This is a genomic window from Kordiimonas sp. (genome assembly GCF_048264555.1).
Classification (GTDB): domain Bacteria; phylum Pseudomonadota; class Alphaproteobacteria; order Sphingomonadales; family Kordiimonadaceae; genus Kordiimonas.
On the sequence record NZ_JBLXCX010000001.1, the window covers coordinates 1,020,725 to 1,042,687 of the forward strand.

The 21,963-nt window shown below is 56.5% G+C and carries 15 protein-coding genes; 7 read left to right on the forward strand and 8 right to left on the reverse strand.

The window, feature by feature from the left end; all coding sequences use genetic code 11:
* Nucleotides 1–42 precede the first annotated feature (42 nt).
* Nucleotides 43–1,428, reverse strand: a complete 1,386-nt coding sequence (locus ACN0XZ_RS04985; RefSeq protein ID WP_417456607.1) for a leucyl aminopeptidase family protein — start codon at nt 1,426–1,428, stop codon at nt 43–45.
* 30 nt (nt 1,429–1,458) lie between these two features.
* Complete coding sequence (locus ACN0XZ_RS04990) at nt 1,459–1,779, reverse strand: 2Fe-2S iron-sulfur cluster-binding protein (RefSeq protein ID WP_417456608.1); 321 nt, start codon at nt 1,777–1,779, stop codon at nt 1,459–1,461.
* A gap of 244 nt (nt 1,780–2,023) precedes the next feature.
* Here ACN0XZ_RS04990 and ACN0XZ_RS04995 point away from each other — a divergent pair, with 244 nt between their 5' ends.
* Both ACN0XZ_RS04995 and ACN0XZ_RS05000 read left to right on the forward strand, forming a co-directional pair.
* Nucleotides 2,024–3,394: an amidohydrolase family protein gene (locus ACN0XZ_RS04995; protein WP_417456609.1), complete on the forward strand. Its 1,371-nt coding sequence runs from the start codon at nt 2,024–2,026 to the stop codon at nt 3,392–3,394.
* Between the two features lie 41 nt (nt 3,395–3,435).
* Entirely contained in the window at nt 3,436–4,638 is a 1,203-nt protein-coding gene (locus ACN0XZ_RS05000) for a dipeptidase (protein WP_417456610.1), read from the forward strand.
* Nucleotides 4,639–4,727: 89 nt separating this feature from the next.
* On the opposite strand, the gene aceA is transcribed toward ACN0XZ_RS05000, so the two are convergent.
* Together aceA and aceB are read right to left on the reverse strand one after the other, a co-directional pair.
* Nucleotides 4,728–6,011: an isocitrate lyase gene (aceA, locus tag ACN0XZ_RS05005; RefSeq protein WP_417456611.1), complete on the reverse strand. Its 1,284-nt coding sequence runs from the start codon at nt 6,009–6,011 to the stop codon at nt 4,728–4,730.
* A 63-nt stretch (nt 6,012–6,074) separates the two neighbouring features.
* Nucleotides 6,075–7,685 carry a malate synthase A gene (aceB, locus tag ACN0XZ_RS05010; RefSeq protein WP_417456612.1) on the reverse strand — a complete coding sequence of 537 codons (1,611 nt, stop codon included), beginning with the start codon at nt 7,683–7,685 and terminating at the stop codon, nt 6,075–6,077.
* A gap of 165 nt (nt 7,686–7,850) precedes the next feature.
* Here aceB and ACN0XZ_RS05015 point away from each other — a divergent pair, with 165 nt between their 5' ends.
* The 5 genes from ACN0XZ_RS05015 (at nt 7,851) to ACN0XZ_RS05035 (ending at nt 13,797) form a co-directional block, all read left to right on the forward strand.
* Nucleotides 7,851–9,287 carry a helix-turn-helix domain-containing protein gene (locus tag ACN0XZ_RS05015; protein WP_417456613.1) on the forward strand — a complete coding sequence of 479 codons (1,437 nt, stop codon included), beginning with the start codon at nt 7,851–7,853 and terminating at the stop codon, nt 9,285–9,287.
* Nucleotides 9,288–9,475: 188 nt separating this feature from the next.
* Entirely contained in the window at nt 9,476–10,870 is a 1,395-nt protein-coding gene (locus tag ACN0XZ_RS05020; protein WP_417456614.1) for an L-serine ammonia-lyase, read from the forward strand.
* Nucleotides 10,871–10,900: 30 nt separating this feature from the next.
* Nucleotides 10,901–12,583 (forward strand): AMP-binding protein, encoded by a 1,683-nt coding sequence (locus ACN0XZ_RS05025; RefSeq protein ID WP_417456615.1) that lies wholly within the window; start codon nt 10,901–10,903, stop codon nt 12,581–12,583.
* A gap of 98 nt (nt 12,584–12,681) precedes the next feature.
* On the forward strand, nt 12,682–13,344 hold the full coding sequence (locus tag ACN0XZ_RS05030) for a hypothetical protein (RefSeq protein ID WP_417456616.1): 663 nt from the start codon (nt 12,682–12,684) through the stop codon (nt 13,342–13,344).
* Nucleotides 13,345–13,416: 72 nt separating this feature from the next.
* Nucleotides 13,417–13,797, forward strand: coding sequence for an MGMT family protein (locus ACN0XZ_RS05035; RefSeq protein WP_417456617.1), 381 nt, complete (start codon nt 13,417–13,419; stop codon nt 13,795–13,797).
* A gap of 1 nt (nt 13,798) precedes the next feature.
* On the opposite strand, the gene ACN0XZ_RS05040 is transcribed toward ACN0XZ_RS05035, so the two are convergent.
* The 4 genes from ACN0XZ_RS05040 to ACN0XZ_RS05055 form a co-directional block, all read right to left on the reverse strand.
* Complete coding sequence (locus ACN0XZ_RS05040; RefSeq protein ID WP_417456618.1) at nt 13,799–17,005, reverse strand: efflux RND transporter permease subunit; 3,207 nt, start codon at nt 17,003–17,005, stop codon at nt 13,799–13,801.
* Nucleotides 17,002–18,165 carry an efflux RND transporter periplasmic adaptor subunit gene (locus ACN0XZ_RS05045; protein ID WP_417456619.1) on the reverse strand — a complete coding sequence of 388 codons (1,164 nt, stop codon included), beginning with the start codon at nt 18,163–18,165 and terminating at the stop codon, nt 17,002–17,004. The genes ACN0XZ_RS05040 and ACN0XZ_RS05045 overlap by 4 nt, the downstream gene beginning before the upstream one ends.
* A 132-nt stretch (nt 18,166–18,297) precedes the next feature.
* Nucleotides 18,298–19,362, reverse strand: coding sequence for an NAD-dependent epimerase (locus ACN0XZ_RS05050; RefSeq protein ID WP_417456620.1), 1,065 nt, complete (start codon nt 19,360–19,362; stop codon nt 18,298–18,300).
* Nucleotides 19,363–19,466: 104 nt separating this feature from the next.
* Nucleotides 19,467–21,833, reverse strand: a complete 2,367-nt coding sequence (locus tag ACN0XZ_RS05055; RefSeq protein WP_417456621.1) for an FAD-dependent monooxygenase — start codon at nt 21,831–21,833, stop codon at nt 19,467–19,469.
* Nucleotides 21,834–21,963 lie beyond the last annotated feature (130 nt).

Below are 21,963 nucleotides of genomic sequence, written 5' to 3' on the forward strand. Positions count from 1 at the left end.
AAACGCTACACGGGATTGCCTTTAAGACTGCCCCTTTGTGCCTTAAGCGTCAAGCTTCAAGAAACTTTTTAGTGCATCATAACAGGCGCGCAGGCCCTGTGCTTCACCGCCCTTCGGCCGTCCTGGCTTGGCAGACGGCATCCATGAGAAGACGTCGAAATGCACCCAGGGTACGGACTTCTCAACAAAACGCTGCAGGTAAAGCGCGGCGGTGATGGAACCGCCAAACGGACCATCAGCCGTGTTGTTCATATCCGCAATCTCGCTTTTGAGCATCGCGTCATAGGGTGCCCAAAGAGGCATGCGCCATAAGGGGTCCTGAGCTTCTTTTGCGGCGTTCTCTAGCGCGCCCCAAAGTGCATCATCGTTTGCGTATGTCGCGGGCAGGTCCGGGCCAAGCGCGACACGCGCGGCACCGGTCAATGTCGCAAAATCCATCAACAGGTCAGGCTTTTCCTCACAGGCAAGTGCAAGCGCATCACAAAGCACAACGCGGCCTTCTGCGTCTGTGTTGCCGATCTCGACCGAGAGGCCCTTCCGGGTGGCGATAACGTCGCCGGGGCGATATGCGTTGCCGCTGACAGCATTTTCAACAGCGGGGACTAGCACACGAAGTTGAACCTTGAGGCCGGATGCCATGATCAACCGCGCGAGGCCAAGCGCGTGCGCCGCACCTCCCATATCCTTCTTCATGATCAGCATGCCGGACGCGGGCTTGAGGTCCAGCCCGCCGGTGTCGAAACATACGCCTTTGCCCACAAGGGTGAGTTTTGGCCCTTCCTCGCCCCAGCGCAGGTCAATCAGGCGGGGTTCCCGGCCTTCAGTGGCGGCGCGCCCCACGGCATGGATCGCAGGGAAATTCTCATCAAGCAGGTCTTCTCCGACGATTGTCTCACATGTGCCGCCAAACTCTTCAACCAGGGCTTCGGCGGTATCCTGCAGGTCCGCAGGACCCATATCCTCGGCCGGTGTATTGACGAGATCACGCACGAGGCTGATGGATGCCACAGCACGCTCAATTGTCGCAATATCCGTGCTTTCAGGAACGATCAATGTGCGAGGGCCTGTGTTCTCATAGGAGCGGTAGCGATCGAAGCGGTACTGAGCGAGGCACCAGCCAAGCCCGGCAATCTCACATTCATCCGCGCTGGCACCCTCAAGCGCATAAATGCCTTCATCCAAGTTCGTGACAGCGTCAGCAAGACTCCAAGGTGTGAGCGGCTCGCCGCCGGTGCCGATCAGGACTTCTCCAACACCATTTTTGCCCTGTATGCGCAGGAACTCACCCGCCTCCCCCTTGAAGCGGGACGCCTTGGCCCAGGCCTGAATGTCAGCAGGTTTCTCTGCAAGCATCTCTGCATCAACGATGCGGATGGGGATTGCTTTGGCGTCTGGTTTAGAGGTGAGAAGGCTTGGCGTCTGGGCCATGGTTTGCTCCTGAGGGCAGAGTGTGTTGGCTTAGGCTTCTGGTGCGATTGTAACCTTGAGGCCGTCCATCGAACCGTCTACTTCAATTTGACAGGATAGACGTGATGAACCGTCGCGGAAATGTTCGCTGTCTTCCAGAAGATATTGTTCGTCGTCTTCCATCGCGGGCAGGTCACTGTAGTTATCAGCGTCTACATAGACATGGCAGGTGCAGCAGCTGCAACAGCCCCCACAAATGGCGGCTAGGTCGTCAAAGTCATTGTTGCGGATATTTTCCATGAGGGAGAGACCCTCCTCGGCTTCGATCGTCTGGGTTTGACCGGCGAGGTTGGTCACGGACACTTTAACCATACTAAATTCCTAAATCTGACAGGGTTGGCCGTTAGCTTTGCTTCCATATAGCATTTCCCGCGCAATAAAAAAGAGTTGATCCCCATCATATATGGCCCAGATCGTTCTTCAGGTGCGATTGAAGGCCGCTGATAGCATGCGCTTTTCATCAGGGGTGGATTTCCACTAGCGTCTGCGACAGACTGCCTGCACGGCTCACATCATAAGAGCTTGAGGGGTTATAAAATTTAAGGGGGACGGGAGCATGAGAGCATTCTGGGTAACGATCGCAATGTGTTGGGCTTTGGGGGCTGTACCGGCGCAAGCGGTTGACGCTGAGGGCGGTGATCAACCGTCGGATGCCACGCTATACACCGGCATGTCTGTTATCGACGGCACGGGATCCCCGATGCAGCCCGGCATGGCCATTCTTGTTAAAAATGGCCTGATCGTGGAGGTTGGACCGTCCTTGGAAATGGCCGCAGAGGTGGACAGGGATACAAAGCTGGTGGATGCAAGCGGCTGGTATGCCCTGCCGGGGCTTATTGACACCCATGTGCATATGGCGACTGTGCCGAACCTCACACAGGCGCGGGCATTGATGCGCCGCTATATCTATAGCGGGATCACAAGTGTACGCGACATGGCGGGTGATATGCGAACGCTTGCGGAGTTGGCCCGGGAAAGCCGTTTGCAGAAAACACCTGCTCCTGACCTTTATTATTCAGCCCTTATGGCCGGACCAAGCTTCTTCAAGGACCCGAGGCCAGGCTCAGCCGCAGAAGGTGAGATTGCAGGCCAGGTGCCGTGGATGCAGGCGATCACGCCTGAAACCGATATGGCGGAGGCCGTAACGCTCGCGCGTGGTACATGGGCAACGGGCATTAAAATATACGCAAACCTGCCGGGCACTGAGGTGCGCCGTATTGCTTCGGAAGCAAAAAAACAAGGCATCAAAACCTGGGCCCACAGCATGGTGTTTCCCGCCACGCCGGGCGAAGTTGTTGGCGCGGGTGTTGACGTTATCTCGCACGTATGCCGCCTAGCGTGGGAACTGACCGAGGAAAAACCCGGTGAGTATCACCACAGCATTGCACTTCCCTACGATACGCTTGACCCGGCGGATGATCGCCTGAAAGCGCTCTACGCCAAGATGAGAGCCCAAGGCACAATTCTGGACGCTACCTTGTGGCTATACAGCCACCTTGAAGAGCGCCGGAAAAACCAACCCGCCCGCAAGGCCGGGCCTGCGATCTGCCCACCCGATTTTGCCGCCAAGCTGACCTCGTTTGCTCACGAGCAAGGGGTGGAGATTTCCACGGGCACAGACGTCGTGCTGCCAGCGGAGGCGAGCCATCCTGCCTTGTTTGATGAGCTTGAAACCCTGGTGGCAAGCGCGGGGCTGACACCGCTAGAGGTTATTCGCGCTGCAACATTGAACGGCGCCCGTGTGGTGGGGCTTGAAGATGATCACGGTACACTTGAGGTAGGCAAGCGGGCGGATATCATGTTCGTGTCCAAAAACCCGGTTGAGGATATCAAAAACCTGCGCGCCGTGGTTATGACGGTGAAGGGCGGCAAGGCGTACCCGCGCGCTGATTATGTGCCGATCACAAAAGAAGACCTGGCAAACTAGCAAAACCGTTTGCACATGGAAGGCAACATGAGAGGGACCAGATGATGAGTGATTTTAAAAATGGTGGCGCGTTTGCCCGACGCGATGTCTTGCGCTTTGGTATCGGGGCTGTAAGCACCTTGCCACTGATGAACATGAGCCTTTCTGCACTTGCTAGTGAGGGGGGATATACCGGGCTCAAGGATATTATCCTGATCAACAATCTTGGTGGTATCTCCAACCCCAACTTGCGCATGCTGCCAAGCGATAAAAAGGCGAACCCTGTCGCGGGGTCAAAAGCCCTGAGCCTTGACCCGCGCGCGCTTGAGGATGCTCTGGCGTCAGGCACCACGGCCGTTAACCAGACGCTCGGTTATGTGGCAGGGCCAGAAGACCCGTTTGAATATACGGTGGGGGAGATCGCGCGCTGGAACCGCATCATCAACCACCATAGTGACAAGCTCCTGAAGGTCTGGACCGCGGCGGATATTGAGCGCGCTAAGCGCGAGGGCAAAATCGGCATCATCATGGGCTTTCAAAATGGCGCGATGATGGGCGAGAACGCCGAGCGGGTCGATATGTTCGCGGGGTTAGGCGTCAAGATTATCCAGCTTACCTATAATGGCCGCAACCAGTTGGGGGACGGCAGCATGGAGGCGGAGAACAGAGGGCTCACGGAGTTTGGACGTGAGGTGGTGGCGCGGTTGAACGCAACAAACATTGCCGTTGACCTCAGCCATTCGGGCGAGCAGACCTGCCTTGATGCGATCCAGGCATCCGAACGCCCGATCTGCATTTCGCACACCGGCTGTCGGGCGCTTGCCAACCTGCCCAGAAACAAAACCGACGAAGAATTGCGCCTGATGGCGGACAAAGGCGGCGTCGCGGGCATCTATTTCATGCCGTTCCTCAAAGAAGACAGTTTCCCCACGGCGGAAGACGTGGTGCTTCACATTGAGCATGCCATCAAGGTTTGTGGTGAAGACCATGTAGGCATTGGCACCGATGGCGGCACTACAGCGATTGACGACATGGCGGGGTATCACAAGATTATTGATGACGAGATCAGCCGCCGCCAGAAGGCGGGCATTTCAGCCAAGGGCGAGAAGAAGGGCGTTGTGCCTTTCATCCCCGATATTCAGGGCCCGGGCCAGTTTCAGCAACTCGCTGACATGATGGCCGCGCGCGGGCATTCATCCACACGGATCGAGAAAGTATTGGGGGCGAACTTCCTGCGCTACTACCGCGATATCTGGGGCGCCTGACAACCTAAACCAAGCTAAAAAAAGGGCCGATCCAGGGAAGGATCGGCCCAGATACACCCATTTAGTGGACAGGGTGTGAGGGACAAACTTTATTCAGCGGCCTTGAACTGAGCGGTTTCGGTCGATTCGCCCATGGCTGTTGTTGATGCCGTGCCACCGCTGATGGCTTGGGCCACAGCATCAAAATATCCTGTGCCAACTTCACGCTGGTGGCGTGTTGCGGTGTAACCGTCTTTCTCTGCGGCAAACTCAGCTTGCTGCAGCTCCGAGTAGGCAGCCATGCCGCGGTCGCGGTAGCCGGTTGCAAGCTGGTACATGCCGTGGTTCAGGCTGTGGAAGCCCGCAAGGGTTACGAACTGATATTTGTAGCCCATGGCGCCAAGCTCGCGCTGGTATTTGGCGATGGTGTCCTTGTCCAGATTGGCTTCCCAGTTGAAAGATGGTGAACAGTTATAGGCCATCATCTTGCCGGGGAATTCTTTCTGGATCGCTTCCGCAAACTTCTTCGCGTCATCGAGGTTGGGGGTGGAGGTTTCCCACCACAGAAGGTCAGCGTGCTTCGCAAACGCGAGACCGCGAGCGATACAGTGATCAACACCAGCATCCAGGTGGTAGAAGCCCTCTGGCGTGCGGCCTTTGTCCTTGAGGATGAAGGCGTGGTCGCGCTCATCAATGTCAGACGTGATCAGCTTAGCGCTTTCCGCATCCGTGCGAGCGATAACGATGGACGGCACGCCGCAAACATCTGCCGCCAGGCGTGCGGCCTGCAGGTTCTGCTCATGCTGCTGTGTCGGGATAAGTACCTTGCCGCCCAAGTGACCGCATTTTTTCTCAGCCGCCAACTGGTCTTCAAAGTGAACGCCAGCAACACCGGCCTCGATGAAAGCTTTCATAATTTCAAACGAGTTCAGCTTGCCACCAAACCCGGCTTCTGCATCGGCCACGATGGGTGCGAACCAGTCACGCTGTACGCCGCCTTCTGCATGCTCGATCTGGTCTGCGCGCTGAAGCGTGCGGTTGATGCGGCGGGCAAGCTCTGGTGCTGCGTTCGCCGGGTAAAGGCTCTGGTCAGGATACATGGCGGAGGCTGTGTTGCTGTCTGCCGCAACCTGCCAGCCTGAAAGATAGATCGCCTTGAGGCCTGCGCGCACCATCTGCATGGCCTGGTTGCCAGTCATGGCGCCAAGGGAATGCACATAATCTTCTGTGTTGAGGAGGTCCCACAGTTTGCGTGAGCCACGGTCCGCCAGCGTATATTCAATCTTGAGGCTACCGCGAAGCCGCTCAACATCTGCGACCGTGTAGTTCCGCTCAATATACTTGTAGCGATCTTTAGGGGTGTTCGGGATCAGGTCTTCAAATGTCTTACTCATGGGTACTCTCCTTCTTAATCCAAGGCCCCATCGGGGATTAGTCTCGGGCAATGTCTCTAGTGGTTATTTGATCAGCTCATAGGCCGGGGTTGTGAGGAATTCCTCTAGCTCGTCCTTGAAAACAAGGTCGAGGAACAGCCGACCGGCTTCCGCAAGCCGGCTGCCCTCGACAAGGTCCTGGCCTAAGGACGCTGTCAGTTTCGTGATCTCATCGTCATAGAGGTCACGAACCAATTCTTCGGAGATGGTGCGGCCATCAGAAAGCGTGGCGCTAAGCTTCAGCTGCTGCCAGATCTGTGTGCGGCTGATCTCAGCCGTGGCTGCATCTTCCATCAGGTTATAGAGCGGTACAGCACCGCGGCCTTCAAGCCAGGCCGCGATATACTGGATGCCCACGCGGATATTTTCCCTGAGGCCCTCTTCTGTGCGTTCGCCTTCGTGCGGCGCAAGAAGCTCTGCCTGGCCAATCTCCACATCGAGACGGGTGCGGTGAATTTGGTTCTGGTGCGGCATCAGCCGGTCGAAAACATCTTTGGCAACCGGTACAAGCGCGGGGTGCGCCACCCAGGTGCCGTCGTGGCCAAAGCTGGCTTCGCGGTCTTTGTCTGCGCGTACCTTCTCGAACGCTGCGTCGTTTGCGGCTTCATCACCCTTAACCGGGATTTGCGCGGCCATGCCGCCCATGGCGTGCGCACCACGCCGGTGACAAGTGCGAATCAGCAGCAAGGAATAGGCCTTGAGGAAGGCGGTGCCCATGGTGACCTGCGCCCGGTCTGGCAGCAGGTACGCCGGGTTTTTCCCGATGCGCTTGATGTAGCTGAAAATATAGTCCCAGCGTCCGCAATTGAGGCCCACGATATGGTCCTTCAGTGTATGGAGAATTTCATCCATCTCAAAAGCGGCAGGCAGTGTTTCAATCAAAACGGTGGTTTTGATGGTGCCGTGCTTGAGGCCAAGCGTTTCTTCCGTGTATGTAAACACATCATCCCAAAGCGCGGCTTCCTTGTGGCTTTCCATCTTTGGCAGGTAGAAATACGGGCCAGTGCCTTTAGCGAGCAGTGCCTTGGCGTTGTGGAAGATGTAAAGGCCAAAATCGAACAGGGATGCTGAGGTAGGCTCACCGTCCAGGAGCGCATGGCCTTCAAGCATATGCCAACCGCGCGGGCGCACTTTCAACACGGCGGTCTTCTCGCCCATCCGGTATTGTTTGCCGGATTTAGGGTCCGTGAACTCGAGCTGGTCGCGGGCGTAATCATAGAGATTAAGCTGCCCGTCGATCATGTTTTCCCACACTGGCGCGCTGGCATCCTCAAAGTCTGTCATGAAAACATTGGCGCCTGAGTTGAAGGCGTTGATCATCATCTTGCGGTCAACAGGGCCGGTGATCTCCACACGGCGATCTTTAAGGTCATCCGGTGTGCCGAGGATTTTCCAGTCACCATTGCGAATGTCTTTGGTGTCTGTGAGGAAATCAGGCAACTCGCCTGCGTCAAAGCGTTTCTGGCGTTCTGCGCGGGCAGTGATCAGACCGGCGCGACGTGCGCCAAAGCGCAGTTCAAGGTCCGCGACAAACGCTAACGCATCCTCGCTCAGGATCGTCTCATAGCGGTCACGCAAAGGGGCGTTCAGCTCGAGGGTCGAGGTGCTTTCAAGGCGTTTGGCTGCTGCTGACATCTGAATTCCTTCCCAGAAACAAGTAACTTTATTGCGTTCAGCAGCACTCATATTTCACATTATTTCGTTCCTTCAAACAACAATTGATACAAAAAGTGTTCTTATGTATGCTTTTGTAAATGTAAAAATGTTGATATGTAAATTTTGTAAAATAGTGAGAATGATATGGTTGAAACGGCAACCAAGAAGATATTTGCAGGCCCCCGCATCCGACGGCTGAGGCGGGAGCTGGGGCTTAGCCAGTCCCAGATGGCGGCGGCACTTGGCTTCTCAACCAGCTATCTCAATCTGGTGGAGCGCAATCAACGTCCTGTTTCTGCACAGTTTTTGCTGCGGCTAGCAGAAGTATACGATGTTGAATTGACGTCTTTCGCTGGCACGGATGAGGCGCGTGCATTTGCAGACCTCTCTGAGGTACTGGCGGACCCCATGTTCAAGTCAATCGGTCTCTCGCGCGGCGAGATGCAGGACATGGCGGATGCAGCGCCAAAAGCGGTGGAGGCATTTACACTTCTTTACAAGTCGTTCGAGCAGGCCCGTCACAACGCAAAAGAGATATCGAGCCAGTTCGCGGAACGTGAAGGCGGCGAAGTGGAAACCATCTTCCCGGTAGATGAGGTGCGGGATTATATCCATGACCGTAAAAACTACTTCCCTGAGCTTGATGAAGCGGCAGAGACGTTGCATGACGAACTGGGGCTTAGCCGTGATGATGCCTTTATGGTGCTTTCAGGCAGGCTTGATGAGGAGCATGGCATTCGTGTGCGCATCATGCCGCATGAGGTGATGCCTGAGACGCTCCGGCATTTTGACCTTCACCGCAGGCAGTTGCTGGTGAGTGAAATGCTCGATGCGCCCGCCAGGGTGTTTCAGCTCGCTTTCCAGCTTGGCATGTTGGAGTTTAGGCCCATGATCCAACGGCTTGGCGACATGCACCCGTGGCAAACAGAAGAGGCCCGGCGGCTCGTGCGTATAAGCCTCGCTAACTATTTCGCGGGCGCGCTTCTCATGCCTTATGGGCGGTTCCTGCGGGACGCTAAAACCCTGCGCTATGATATTGAGCATCTTGGCCGCCGTTTTGGCACCAGTTTTGAGCAGGTCTGCCACAGGCTCACCACATTGCAGCGCCCGGGTGAGCGTGGCATCCCCTTCTTTTTTATCCGGGTTGATAAGGCGGGCAATGTATCCAAGCGTTTTTCAGCAGGGCGTTTCCATTTCTCCCGCTTTGGCGGCACATGCCCACTTTGGAACGTGCATGACACGTTTGCAAATTCTGGCCGCATCGCCACCCAGATCATCCAGATGCCGGACGAAACCACATATTTCTCCGTTGCGCGTACGGTAAGGCGTGTGGGGGCCGTTTATGGCCAGCCAGACCAACAGCTCGCCATTGGCCTTGGGTGTGACATCGCCTACGCGCGGGAGCTGATCTATGCCAAAGGTCATGACCTTGAGACGCTGGATGCAACGCCTGTGGGGCCAAACTGCAGATTATGTGAGCGCCCGGCATGCCCGCAGCGGGCGAACCCGCCGCTTACACGCAACCTTGTGCTTGATGAACGCTCGCGCGGCATATCGGCCTATCGGTTTAGCCAGGAATAAGGGCTTCTGAAACATTGTTTCTGGTATGAGTAATAATATTTCACGAGAATCAGGCTGTTTTCTGCGGCTTAATTGATAGTTGAAATTATATTACTCAAAACCGCTGCTTTTCCCGTTGCGAAAAGTTTAGCTGCCACGTAGCGTGTGGCCCGAAAAGCGAACCCCCTTTTTGTGAGGCGTGAGAGATCATGAGTACCAGCGTTCTTGACCTGTTTAACATTGGCATCGGCCCGTCGAGCTCCCATACCGTGGGGCCGATGAAAGCCGCGCGCGAATTTGTTGAAAAGCTGGATGAGGACGGCCTGCTGGAAGGCACGGCCCGGCTGGTGACCAAGCTATACGGCTCACTGGGTGCTACGGGGCGTGGCCACGGGTCGGACGGTGCGGTTATCCTTGGTCTTTTGGGCGAGTGCCCGCGTGCTGTGGATGTTGAAGGTATCCCAGACCTTATCGCGGGCGTGCGGTCAGGCAAAAGCCTCAATCTTATGGGTAAAAAGCCGGTCCCGTTTGAAGAGGATACCGACCTCCAGCTTCTGCCGCGTGAACAGCTGCCGTTCCACCCCAATGGTATGGAGTTCTGGGCTTATGATGCTGATGGCGCTGAGCTTTCCCGTGCCATCTATTATTCCATCGGCGGCGGTTTCATCGTGCATGAAAATGAAGCCAAGAAAGACAAGTTCGTCGAAGAGAAAGTGCAGTTTCCCTACCCGTTTAAAAGTGGGGTTGAGCTTCTGGAGCACTGTGAAAAAACCGGTAAATCCATCTCGGCCATCATGATGGCGAACGAGAAGAAGATGCGCAGTGTTCAGCAGATCAGGGCTGAGCTTCTTGAGATTTGGAAGGTGATGCAGGAATGCGTGCGTCGCGGCTGTAGCCGGGACGGTGATATGCCGGGTCTCAAGATCAAACGCCGCGCTGCGTCGCTTTACCGGCAACTGGCGGACAGGCCGGAAAGTGCGCTTACGGACCCGCTCACCATTCTTGACTGGGTGAACCTTTATGCCCTTGCGGTGAATGAAGAAAACGCTGTTGGTGGCCGGGTCGTGACAGCGCCGACCAACGGGGCAGCGGGCATCGTACCTGCGGTGCTGCATTACTACACGCGGTTTATTCCCGGCGCGAACGAAGACGGTGTTGTGCGTTTCCTTCTCACCGCTGGGGCTGTTGGCAAGCTTTTTAAGGAAAACGCGTCAATATCCGGCGCCGAAGTGGGATGCCAGGGCGAAGTGGGCTCGGCCTGCTCGATGGCAGCGGCAGGGCTCACAGAGGTGCTGGGCGGTACCCCTGAACAGGTGGAAAACGCGGCTGAGATCGGTATGGAACACAACCTCGGCCTTACATGCGACCCCATTGGCGGGCTCGTGCAGGTGCCGTGCATTGAACGGAACGCCATGGCGGCCATCAAGGCAATCAACGCGGCACGGCTCGCCCTCAGGGGAGACGGCAAACATTTTGTCTCTCTCGACAAGGTAATTCGCACCATGCGCTTGACCGGACGTGATATGCGCTCAAAATATAAAGAAACGGCGCGGGGCGGATTGGCCGTCACCGTGCCGATCGCAGCAACGGTGGTTGACTGCTAGGCGCTTGCTAAAACCAGAGGGGAGAGCGGGATGGAAAGCTATGTTAAAGGCGATACGTCAGACCCGCTCCTTCATGCGACCATTGGTGAGGTGCTTCGTGAAACCGCTGAGCGATTCCCTGACAACGAAGCGGTTGTTTTTGTCGAAGATGATATTCGCCTCACCTGGGCTGAGCTCTATCACGATGCCGAGGCCATAGCCGCAGGCCTCTTGGCGCTCGGGCTTGAACCGGGGGACAGGGTCGGGGTTTGGGGACCAAACCGTATCGAGTGGGTGCTGGCGCAGTTTGCAACGGCACTGGCGGGGCTTATTCAGGTTAATATCAACCCGGCTTACAGGCTTTCCGAGCTTGAATATGCGCTCAACAAGGTTGAGTGCAAAGCGCTTATCCTCGCGGATCAGTTCAAATCCTCAAACTATGAAGAGATGCTGCAAACACTGGCGCCTGAGCTGCCTGACTACCCGCACGGCAGGCTGGATGCTGACCGGCTGCCCTATCTCAGGTTTGCGATCACCATGGCAGATGAGGCACCGGGCGGATTTTTCTGCTTCGCCGATATCGCGGATTTTGCCGAAGATGAACATTTTGAAAAACTGGCTTTGGTCACGGCGTCGCTTAAGCCTGATGATGCCATCAACGTGCAGTTCACCTCCGGCACGACCGGTTCCCCGAAAGGGGCGACGCTCACGCACCTCAATATCCTGAACAATGCGCGATACTGTGCGAAGGGCATGCGGCTCGGGAATCAGGACCGGCTCTGTGTGCCTGTGCCGCTATATCACTGTTTTGGCATGGTGATGTCTGTGCTCGCGTGCATGACCGTGGGGGCAACGCTTGTGTTCCCCGCCGAAGCGTTTGAGCCAAAAAGCGTGCTGGACGCGGTTGCGCAGGAGCGCTGCACGGCCCTTCAGGGCGTGCCGACCATGTTTATCGCGGAGCTGGCGCACCCTGATTTTGCGGCTTACGACCTCTCAAGCCTGCGCACGGGCATTATGGCGGGCTCACCATGCCCCATAGAGGTGATGAAACGCGTCATTTCAGATATGCATATGAGCGAGTGCACCATCGCCTACGGTATGACAGAGACGAGCCCAGTGAGCTTCCAGACCGGCCTCGATGACCCGATTGAGCGGCGCACATCAACGGTTGGGCGTATTCACCCGCATGTTGAAGTGAAGGTGATTGATGAAGATGGCGGTATCGTACCGCGCGGCACGCAGGGCGAGCTGTGCACGCGGGGTTATCTTGTGATGCAAGGCTATTGGAACGACGAAGAGCGCACGGCTGAGTCAATTGACTCGGATGGCTGGATGCATACGGGGGACCTCGGTGTTATCGATGAGGAGGGGTACTGCCGTATCACCGGGCGGGTGAAGGATATGGTGATCCGTGGCGGGGAGAATGTTTACCCTCGTGAGATTGAAGAGTTTCTCTATGCGCACCCGGATATTGAGGACGTGCAGGTTTTTGGTGTGCCTGACGAAAAGTTCGGTGAGGAGCTATGCGCCTGGATCAAGGTCAAGGACGGGCGCAGCTTAAGTGATGATGCCATCAAAGCCTTCTGTGACGGGCAGATCGCACACTATAAAATCCCGCGATACATCCGTTTTGTGGACGAATATCCGATGACCGTAACCGGTAAAATCCAGAAATTTGAGATGCGCAATACCATGATCAGGGATCTTGGGTTGCGGGTGGTTGAGACCGCCTAGCAATCCGTCACTCCGTTCGGGTGTCGTCATATTGCCATTCATCCGCCGTAATCTTCCCTAGAATGAAGCGCGGGGAAGAAACGAGGATGACCGGTAAGATGTTACGTTTGTTGTGCATAGTATTTTCCTTCGCGTTAAGTGGTGCAGCCTTGGCTGATGCTGATGGGGACGGCGTGAGCAGTATCCCGCTCGCGAAGCTCTTTGAGGGGTATGATAAATACCTTGAAAAATCCGCGAAGGAAGAGCTGGCGCTGATGCCAGTTTACACGCTCTCGTCCAAGTTGGTGGAGCCGAGCGAGATAGAGCTGAGCTTCCATTATCAGGATCAGGACTATACTTTCACGCCTGAGACGGATGGCCGCCTCAGGTTCCGCCCGACCGCAGACATGCTTGAGGCCAACCCCGTTGTTTTCAGCAACCAGCCAAAAGACTCGCTTGCGCTTACGCTCAGTATCGACGTGGCGATTGTCTCGAGGACAAAATATAAAATCGACGACCTGCATGATCGGGTGCATCAGGCATGGGGTGAAGCAAAAAGCTTTCGCGGCGTGCTTTCCGTTTTTGCGCCAAACCACAGCAGGCTGAAGATTGCCTTCCCAGAAAGCTGCACCGACAGACAGTGGTCCGTGCTCAAGGGCTCAAAAGTGATGGTATCTGGTGAAAATGAAGCGGCATTTGTCCTTGATTTTGGCGACAAAAAGATCCGCAAGGCAGACCATGTCATGCTTTCTTGCCGGCCTTATCGCTTCTCGCTCAACTAAGGGCCTTGCATGCGGGCTTGGGATGTTTGAGGTTATGCACCGTCATAATCAATAACCCCGAGGTCAGACCTGATGGCGCGAACATACGCGAGCTTTCCCGCGATCTATGAACTGGTGCGCGAAATACCTGAAGGGCAGGTCGCGAGCTACGGCATGGTGGCAAGCCTTCTGCCCGGTGTTACGCCGCGCATTGTCGGTTTTGCCATGGCTGCCACACCTGCGGGTGAAGGCATACCCTGGCAACGCGTGATTAATTCCGCCGGGCAAATCAGCGAACGCGACGGGGCCGCACGCCAGCGCACCCGGCTCGAGGAGGAAGGCATAAGCTTCAAACCCCCCGGCAAAGTGGATTGGGCCAAACACAGATGGCAGGGCCCAAGCGAAGCCTGGCTTGAGAAGCACAGCATCGACTTCATGGATTTCCTCACCATTCAGGCCGGGTGGCCCGGCTAGGTTATGTCTCCGATTTTTCGGCTGGGTCGCCTGCCGGTTCTGAGGTGGCGTCATGCCCACCCAGTGCCCGGATATCTTCCACAATCAGCACAATCGCGGGCAAGACAAACAGCATCAACGTGCTGGAGATCAAAAGCCCGGTCGCAAGGCTCACAGCCATCGGTATCAGGAACTGCGCCTGTGGGCTGGTTTCCGAAATGATGGGCAACAACCCAAGCGCCGTGGTGATGGTGGTAAGGGCGATGGGCCGGAAACGCCGGAGCGTGGCCCGCACCGCTGCGTCGATCGGCTCGGTACCTGGTTCGGTCAGCTCAATATTATAGCGGTCCACCAACACAACAGAGGCATTCACCACAACTCCCGCCAGCGCCACCACACCAAACATGGACACAAACGACAGGTCAAAGCCAAGCGCCATATGACCAACAATGGCCCCCGCAATGCCAAGCGGGATGGAGACAATGATAATCACCGGCTGCAGGTAGCTTTTCAGTTGGGTTGCCACCAGCGCATAGATCACCAGAAGCGCCAGCACAAACCCACGCAGGAGGGAAGCGAAGTCTTCATTCTGCTCCCGCGAGCCACCTTCAAGCTGCCAGCGCAAGCCCGGGTGTGCGGCCATAATGTCAGGCAGGATGTTGGCCTGAATAAGCTCGTTTACCACATTGGGGGTGGTGACACTTTCATCAACATCAGCAGTTACCGTGAGGATACGCCTGCCGTTAACCCTCTCGATGGAGGTTGGGCTGCGGCCTTCTTCAATTGTGGCAACATGGCTGAGCGGCACCCCTTCGCCCGATGGCAGCCTGATACGAAGTTTTGAGAGCGCGGTGAGGTCATGCCGGGTTTCGCGCGGGTAGCGCACATAAACCTTGATCTCGTCCCGCCCACGCTGGATGCGTTGCACCTCATCGCCAAAATAGGCTTGCCTGAGCTGGCGTGCGAGGTCTTGCGGGCGCAGGCCCGCCGCATGGCCAGATGGGGTCATGGTAAACTCAAATTGTCGTTTGCCGAGGTCAAGGCCAGCGTCGATCTGGTCTACGCCATCAATAGCGCTCAGGCGGTCAGCCAGCTCACTTGCCGCCTTTTGAAGTTCCCGCTGGTCGGCATGGGTCATCTCATACCCCACATCAACGCTTCTTGGCCCGATGGTAGAGGCGTAGGTGAGCGTTTCTGCCCCCGGCACGGTTCCCACGGCAAGTTGCCAGCGGCGGCCTATTTCGCGAGACGACACACTGCGGGCATCGGTGGGCACCAGTTCAACGGTGATCTGCCCCAAATGGCTCGCAAGTGAACTGGAGGAGAGGGAGCCCGGCCCCGTGGCTTGCGTGTATCTGGCGCCAACGGTGATGGCGACGGCCTTGATCACGCTTTCGCCGGTTTCATCGCGAATCTCATCCGCCACCTTGTTGAGCGCGGTTTCCATCTGCTCAATCGCGGCAACGGTGGCGTCAAAAGGGGCGCCTTCCGGCAGCGCCAGGTTAGCGGAAATTTCAGTGCCCTCAATGCTCGGGAAAAACACCACCCGCACAAACCCCGCCCCCACAAGCGAGCTTGCAACCATAATAAAACCAACCGCGCCTGCGAGGGTCACATAACGAAACTCGCTGGTTTTAATGATCAGGCGCTGCAGTGGCCCGATAGCAAAAGCGTCAAGCGAGCGCGAGACCTTCACCTGAAAGCTGCGCAACATACCCTTTGACCATCTCTTCTCGTGAGAGAGGTGGGTGGGCAGAATGAGCATGGCTTCAATGAGTGAGACAAAGAGGATGGCAATCACGGCAACCGGGATGGGGCGGGTGATTTCCGCAAATGTACCCGTTTGAAACAGAAGGGGGGCGAAGGCCGCCATGGTGGTTAGCACCCCCACGAGGACGGGGGCGAAAATATTCTTCACCCCTTCAAAAGCAGCGCGGCGACCTTTATGGCCTGCCTGTTGTTCTGCGTAGATATTCTCACCCACCACAATGGCATCATCAACCACGATACCAATCACCACGATCAGCGCAAAAAGCGTGACCATGTTGAGCGACACCCCGGCGCTGCCAAAAATCAGGAAGCCTCCAAGGAAGCTGATGGGGATGCCCATGGCAACCCAGAAGGCGAGCTTGAAATCAAGGGTGATCACGAGCATGAGGAAAACAAGCGCAAACCCGAGAAGCGCGTTGCTGGTGAGGAGGCTGATACGGTCCGCCAGAATTTCAGTCTGGTCGCGGAAGATAATCAGCGCCTGTCCTTGGGGCAGTGTCACGGTGCTTACATAGTCAGCCACCTGGCTTTTAACGAGCAGGATGTCCTTGCTTTCATTCCTGAGAATATCAAGGAAGATCGCCGGGGCGCCATTATAGGTGTTGATCAACTCATCATCGGTGAGCCCATCTTCAACCCGTGCGATATCGCCTAGCCGGATGCTCTCCCCATTAGTGGTGGTGCGCAGGGTGATGTCAGCAAACTCGTCGCCCACACGGGCTTTGGCATCGGTGCGCAACAGTATTTGCCCGCCACCGGATTTGATGGTGCCGCCAGAAAGCTCAATGGAGGACTGGCGCACGGCTTGTGCCACTTCACCAAAGGTCAGCCCATATTTGCGGAGTGTATCCTCGCTCACTTCTATAGAGATTTCACGGGCCCGGGTGCCACGCAGGTTCACGGCAGACACCACCTCAAGCGCAAGCAGGTCCCGTTCCAGAAGTTCCGCCGTCTGGCGCAGGTTTTCCTCCGCCGCCTGACCTGTGAGCACAAGGGTCAGCACGTTTGAAAGGGACTGCGTGACGCTGACAATCGGCTCTTCCGCATTGCCGGGCGGGAAGTCAATAAGGGCGTCGATAGCTGCCTGCACTTCATCCTTCACCCGGTAAGCGTCGACAAAGTCTTCAAGCTCCAGCACCACGCTGGCGCGGTTCTCGAAGGCGTATGACCGCACACGCTCAACCCCGTTGATACCCAGCACCGATTCTTCCACACGCCGGGTAATACTGTCCTCTACTTCAAGCGGGGTCGCGCCCGGATAGGTAACGCTCACGGTGATGGTGCCAACGTCAACGGTCGGGAATACTTCCGAGCGCATGGTCACGGCCGTCATCAAGCCGCCAACGATGAGGAAAACCATCAGCAGATTGGTCATCACCGGGTTTTCAAGAAACTTGGCAACAAGGGTGAGAAGCCCGCCCCCTTCAAGCTTGTCGCTGCCGGGTTTATCTTCGCTCATGACGGTGCTCCGTCATGCCTGCGCACAGTAACCGGACGGTTTATGAAGCTGGTGGGTACCTCTGTGGTGACAACACCTTCATGTGCCTCGAAAGGTTTGGTGAAGATAAAACCGTCGGCAACGTCCACCACCTCAACCTCTGCGCGGCTTAGTTTGCCTGATTTCACTGTCCACACGCTGTTGTTGGTGGTGAGTGCGGTTTCCGGCAGTTGGTACAGCACGCCGTCAACGCTGGTTTCAACACCGATGCGCACAAAGGTGCCGGGCACTATGTTCAGCTCTTTCGGGACAGCGATAAAGATGGGTTGCAGGCGGGTTTTGTCGCTGAGCGCACCGCCAATGCTGGAGATGGCCGTTGTGGTTTCTGCCGTTTGAGCCATATCGCTTGAAAGGGTAACGGTTTTGCCGGCGCTGAGCTGCAGCAGTGACAGGTCTTCCGGCGTTGTGCTCGCGCGTACCCGCAAACCATCAAGCGCGTAGAGCGCGCCATACTGGCCATTTGCGGTCACGAACTGGCCTTTCTCCACCCGGCTCTCGGTGATGCGGGCGTCGTAGGGAAGGCTGTATTTGGTGCGGGATATATTTAATTTCGCTTGCGAAACAATTGCCTTAGCGGAGCGGAGTTTGGCTTCAAGCGCCTTGACCTGAGGTTCTTTCGCCACCAGCGCAGGCGCGGGCTCATTGGGGAAAACGCGCTTCCAGTCCTTGATGAAATTGCCCGCTGTGGCCTGAGTTTGCAGTAGTTCTGCTTCGGCGGCGGCCACCTGTGCTTCGGCTTGCTCAAGCGCCAGTTCAAAATCCGTGGGGTCAATCTCGAACAATGTCTCGCCTGATTTGACGATCATGCCGGGGGCGAGCTGAGGGTGGATGTTTATAACTCGGCCGGAAACCTGGGGTGTGATGGCGACACTCGCGCGGGCTTCCACCTCGCCAGTGAGGGTGCGCCTGAGCGTATGGTTCACCTCGCGCGGGCTAACGCTATCCACCACAACCTGTTCAAGGGACTGGGAAACCCCGGGGCCTGCTGCGCCGTTACTTCTGATCAGCTTGGTAAGCGCGATGGTGCCGCCCACAACCAGCACAACCAGTACCACCTGCAAAAAGCCGATGGACCGCTCAGACCCACGTTTCACATGGAATGCCTCGATAACCCGTTTCATAGGTGCCCCTTTGCTTGCGTCGCATCCTTATACGAAGCTAAACCACCAAAGCCGTCAAATTTTTTTCAAATTGCCTCAGTGCCGCACAGGAACTAGGGCGAAGTGTTAAGGGGCCAAGGGTTAGGGGCGCCTTTAGGCGTAAAACGCGCGGTACCAGTCGACAAAGTTTTTGATGCCAACCTCGATAGGGGTATCCGGCTTATAGCCCGTCGCGGCCTCCAGCGTTTCAACGCTGGCGCTGGTATCCGGCACATCGCCGGGCTGTAGCGGCAGGTAGGTCTTGATTGCCTTTTTGCCAAAACAATCTTCCAGAACTTCAATATATTTCATGAGCTTAACGGGTTGGCCGTTGCCGATGTTATGAATTCGCCATGGCACACTTGAGGAAGCCGCCGCCGGCGTTCCGCTATCCCAGTTCTCGTTCCTGGTAGCAGGATGGTCGAGCGTTAGCACAACACCGCGCACGATATCATCGATATAAGTGAAGTCCCGCATATGGTTGCCGTTATTGAAAACCTTGATGGGTTTGTCGTTCAATATGGCGTCAGCAAAGAGAAAGGGGCTCATATCCGGTCGTCCCCATGGTCCGTAAACCGTGAAGAAGCGGAGGCCGGTTGTGGGAATGCCAAACAGATGCGAATAGCTGTGCGCCATGAGCTCATTCGCGCGTTTTGTGGCACCATACAAGGCGACCTGATGGTCTGCAGGATCATGCACGGTGAACGGCATGTTGGTATTCGCGCCATAAACCGAGCTTGAAGATGCATAGACAAGATGGGCCACCTTGTTGTGGCGGCAGCCTTCAAGAATGGTGAGGAAACCAGTGATATTGCTATCGATATAGTCGAACGGGGCATCCAGCGAGTGGCGCACGCCAGCCTGTGCGGCCAGGTTTATGACCCCGTCGAACTTCTCAGCTTCAAAGAGAGTCGCAATGCCCTCCCGGTCCTCAAGGCTCATCTTTACAAAACGAAACGGGCCGGTGGGGGTGCCATCGCGCCTGGCGTCCGGATAGATATCATCTGACAACTCACCGCGCGCGAAGGCCTCAATGCGCGCCAGGCGGGCTTCCTTGAGCGATACATCATAATAATCGTTCATGTTGTCGAGCCCGACAACCTCGTCCCCGCGCGCAAGGAGGTAAAGCGCAACATGGCTGCCAATAAAACCTGCAGCACCGGTGACGAGTATTTTCATGAAACGACCTTCCATATTGGTTTTGCCATAACTTGCACCCAGACTATGACGGTTGCGCGTAATCTCCCGCTAAACCAGCATAAATTCAAGGCCTAAGCCGAAAATCAGTCTGCGGCGCGAACGTAATGCCGGCGTGGCGGGCGCAGTTTCCGTGCTGTTTCACGTGCTTTTTCATTGTCTTTCTCGGCCTCGCGGATCGCCTGCATCTCACCGGTTTTATACTGGATCGGCCAGTGGGGGTCCTTGACGCCGTAATGTGCTGCGGCCATGCGGGTAAAGGCAGGGTTGTTGAGGTGTGGCCGCGCAAGCGCCACAAGGTCCGCCCGGCTGGAGGCGAGGATGGTATTGATTTGTTCCGGTAACGTAATGTTACCTACAGTCATTACCGGAATGCCCGCTTCTGCCCGGATAAAATCAGCAAATGGCACCTGATACATTCGGCCATAAATGGGTTTTTGGTGTGGCACGGTTTGCCCGGTGGAGACATTAATGAGGTCAACGCCGGCATCCTTGAAGGCCTGGGCGATCACTTTCAGGTCAGCCCAGGTCATGCCGCCCGCAGCCCAGTCCCACGCCGATAAACGCACGGAAATCGGCCGGTTTTCGGGGAAGGCGTCGCGCATGGCACGGAAAACCTCAAGCGGGTAACGCACCCGGTTTTCCGCCGTTCCGCCATAGTCGTCGGTGCGGGTATTGGTGAGCGGTGAGAGGAAACTGGCGATCAGATAGCCGTGCGCGCTGTGCAGTTCAACCATGTCGAAACCCGCACGGGCCGCGCGTTCCGTGGCTTCCACAAACTCGGCCTTGATGCGGTTCATGTCATCCCGGTCCATGGCCTTGGGGGTCTGATTGACCCCGGCCTTGTAGGGAATGGCGGAGGCGCTGATCAGCGGCCAGTTGCCGGATGATTTTGGCAGGTCAGGCCCGGCTTTCGGGTGTTTGGTGGAGCCCTTCCGGCCCGCGTGACCTATCTGCATGCATACCTTGGCGCCTGAGTTTTCATGAATGAAATCAACAATTTGCGCCCAGACCTCTTCCTGCGCATCGTTCCAGATGCCGGGGCAATAGTCGGTGATGCGCGCGTCCGGGCTTGGGCAGGTCATCTCAGTGAACACAAGGCCCGCACCGCCCACGCCGCGTGCACCATAATGCATCAGGTGCCAGTCGGTTGGCATGCCGCCAGTGGCGGAATACTGCGCCATTGGGGCCACCACCACCCGGTTTGGGAGCGTCATACCGCGCAGGCGAAACGGCGTGAACATGGGGGTGGGGCGAGATGCGCCACACATGCCAGAATCTGCGGCCGAATCCGTGTCATAGTGTGGCGTAAGTGCGGCGTAGAATTCGTCCTCAACTTTCGCCAGAAAACCAGCATCCCGTAGGGCTAGATTGTCCCAGGTGATGCTTTTTGAGCGTGACATCAACGCGAAGGCGAATTCATACCGCTTTTTGGTGAAGTGCCGGGGCATATCCTCAAACCAGCGCAAGCTCACATCCGCCGCATGCTGGATGATCTCAACCGGTGTTCGCCGCTTGTCTTCATAGGCCGTGATGATCCCATCCCGGTTGCCGAAATTCTCCAGCACGCTTTCAGAAAGCCCGATAGCACATTCCATCGCCAGCTTGGTGCCGGAGCCGATAGACCAGTGCGCGGTGGCCTTGGCGTCGCCGAGAAGGATGGTTTTGCCAACAGCCCAAACGTCGCACCGCACCCGCGGGAACTGTCTCCAGATCGATCGGTTGGTAATTAAGCCATGCCCGGCCAACTCTTTTTCAAACACTTGTTCGAGAACGCGCGCACTTTCTTCCTCGCTCATCTGCTCAAAACCACAGTTTTTGAAAGCCTCGGGCGTACATTCAATCACCCAGGTGGATTTCCCGGCCTCATACTCATAGGTATGGGCGCAGAAATGCCCGTGCGGCGTTTCCTTGAAAAAGAAGGTGAAGGCATCCAGCGGCCGGGTGGAACCAAGCCAGGTGAAGTAGTTTTTGCGCATCTCAATGCTGCTGCCGAACGCATCGGCCCGCGCGTCGCGCACCGCACTGCCGATACCGTCTGCGGCGATGATCAGGTCGCTATCCGGGAAATCTTCTTCCACTGTCGCGGCATTCACGCGGGTCCCGAAGCGGAGCGTTACGCCCACATCGCGGCAGCGTTTGCATAAAATTTCTAGAAGCTTGAAACGTGAACAACCGGCAAAACCGTTTCCGCCAATAATGGTGCGGTCGCCGTCCTTCTCAACCACAATGTCCTGCCAATAGGCGAAGTGGTCCCTGATCAGGTCATAACTTTCCGTATCAACGGCAAAAAACTCATCCAGCGTTTCATCAGAAAATACCACGCCAAAACCGAAGGTGTCGCCCTCCCGGTTCTGTTCAATCACCTCAATCTCAAAATCGGGTCGCGCCTTTTTGGTCAGGAGCGCAAAATAAAGCCCGCCGGGCCCGCCGCCAATAACGGTGATCTTCATGATCTGTTTCCTCTTTGCTGGTCACGCGCTGTGCCAGTTGTTCTCCGGCCAATTTTTTCAGTCATTCCCGGCGAGCGGCCTCGGGCGCGAGGGAAGGGAATCCAGAAATTCGGTGTCATGGAAACCCTTT

Coding starts and splice junctions, on each gene's coding strand:
- ACN0XZ_RS05055 (WP_417456621.1), bottom strand. CDS start 21,833: ATGAAGATCACCGTTATTGGCGGCGGGCCCGGCGGGCTTTATTTTGCG.
- ACN0XZ_RS05015 (WP_417456613.1), top strand. CDS start 7,851: ATGGTTGAAACGGCAACCAAGAAGATATTTGCAGGCCCCCGCATCCGA.
- ACN0XZ_RS05050 (WP_417456620.1), bottom strand. CDS start 19,362: ATGAAAATACTCGTCACCGGTGCTGCAGGTTTTATTGGCAGCCATGTT.
- ACN0XZ_RS05025 (WP_417456615.1), top strand. CDS start 10,901: ATGGAAAGCTATGTTAAAGGCGATACGTCAGACCCGCTCCTTCATGCG.
- ACN0XZ_RS05000 (WP_417456610.1), top strand. CDS start 3,436: ATGATGAGTGATTTTAAAAATGGTGGCGCGTTTGCCCGACGCGATGTC.
- aceB (WP_417456612.1), bottom strand. CDS start 7,685: ATGTCAGCAGCAGCCAAACGCCTTGAAAGCACCTCGACCCTCGAGCTG.
- ACN0XZ_RS05045 (WP_417456619.1), bottom strand. CDS start 18,165: ATGAAACGGGTTATCGAGGCATTCCATGTGAAACGTGGGTCTGAGCGG.
- ACN0XZ_RS04985 (WP_417456607.1), bottom strand. CDS start 1,428: ATGGCCCAGACGCCAAGCCTTCTCACCTCTAAACCAGACGCCAAAGCA.
- ACN0XZ_RS05030 (WP_417456616.1), top strand. CDS start 12,682: ATGTTACGTTTGTTGTGCATAGTATTTTCCTTCGCGTTAAGTGGTGCA.
- ACN0XZ_RS05020 (WP_417456614.1), top strand. CDS start 9,476: ATGAGTACCAGCGTTCTTGACCTGTTTAACATTGGCATCGGCCCGTCG.
- ACN0XZ_RS05040 (WP_417456618.1), bottom strand. CDS start 17,005: ATGAGCGAAGATAAACCCGGCAGCGACAAGCTTGAAGGGGGCGGGCTT.
- ACN0XZ_RS04995 (WP_417456609.1), top strand. CDS start 2,024: ATGAGAGCATTCTGGGTAACGATCGCAATGTGTTGGGCTTTGGGGGCT.
- ACN0XZ_RS05035 (WP_417456617.1), top strand. CDS start 13,417: ATGGCGCGAACATACGCGAGCTTTCCCGCGATCTATGAACTGGTGCGC.
- ACN0XZ_RS04990 (WP_417456608.1), bottom strand. CDS start 1,779: ATGGTTAAAGTGTCCGTGACCAACCTCGCCGGTCAAACCCAGACGATC.
- aceA (WP_417456611.1), bottom strand. CDS start 6,011: ATGAGTAAGACATTTGAAGACCTGATCCCGAACACCCCTAAAGATCGC.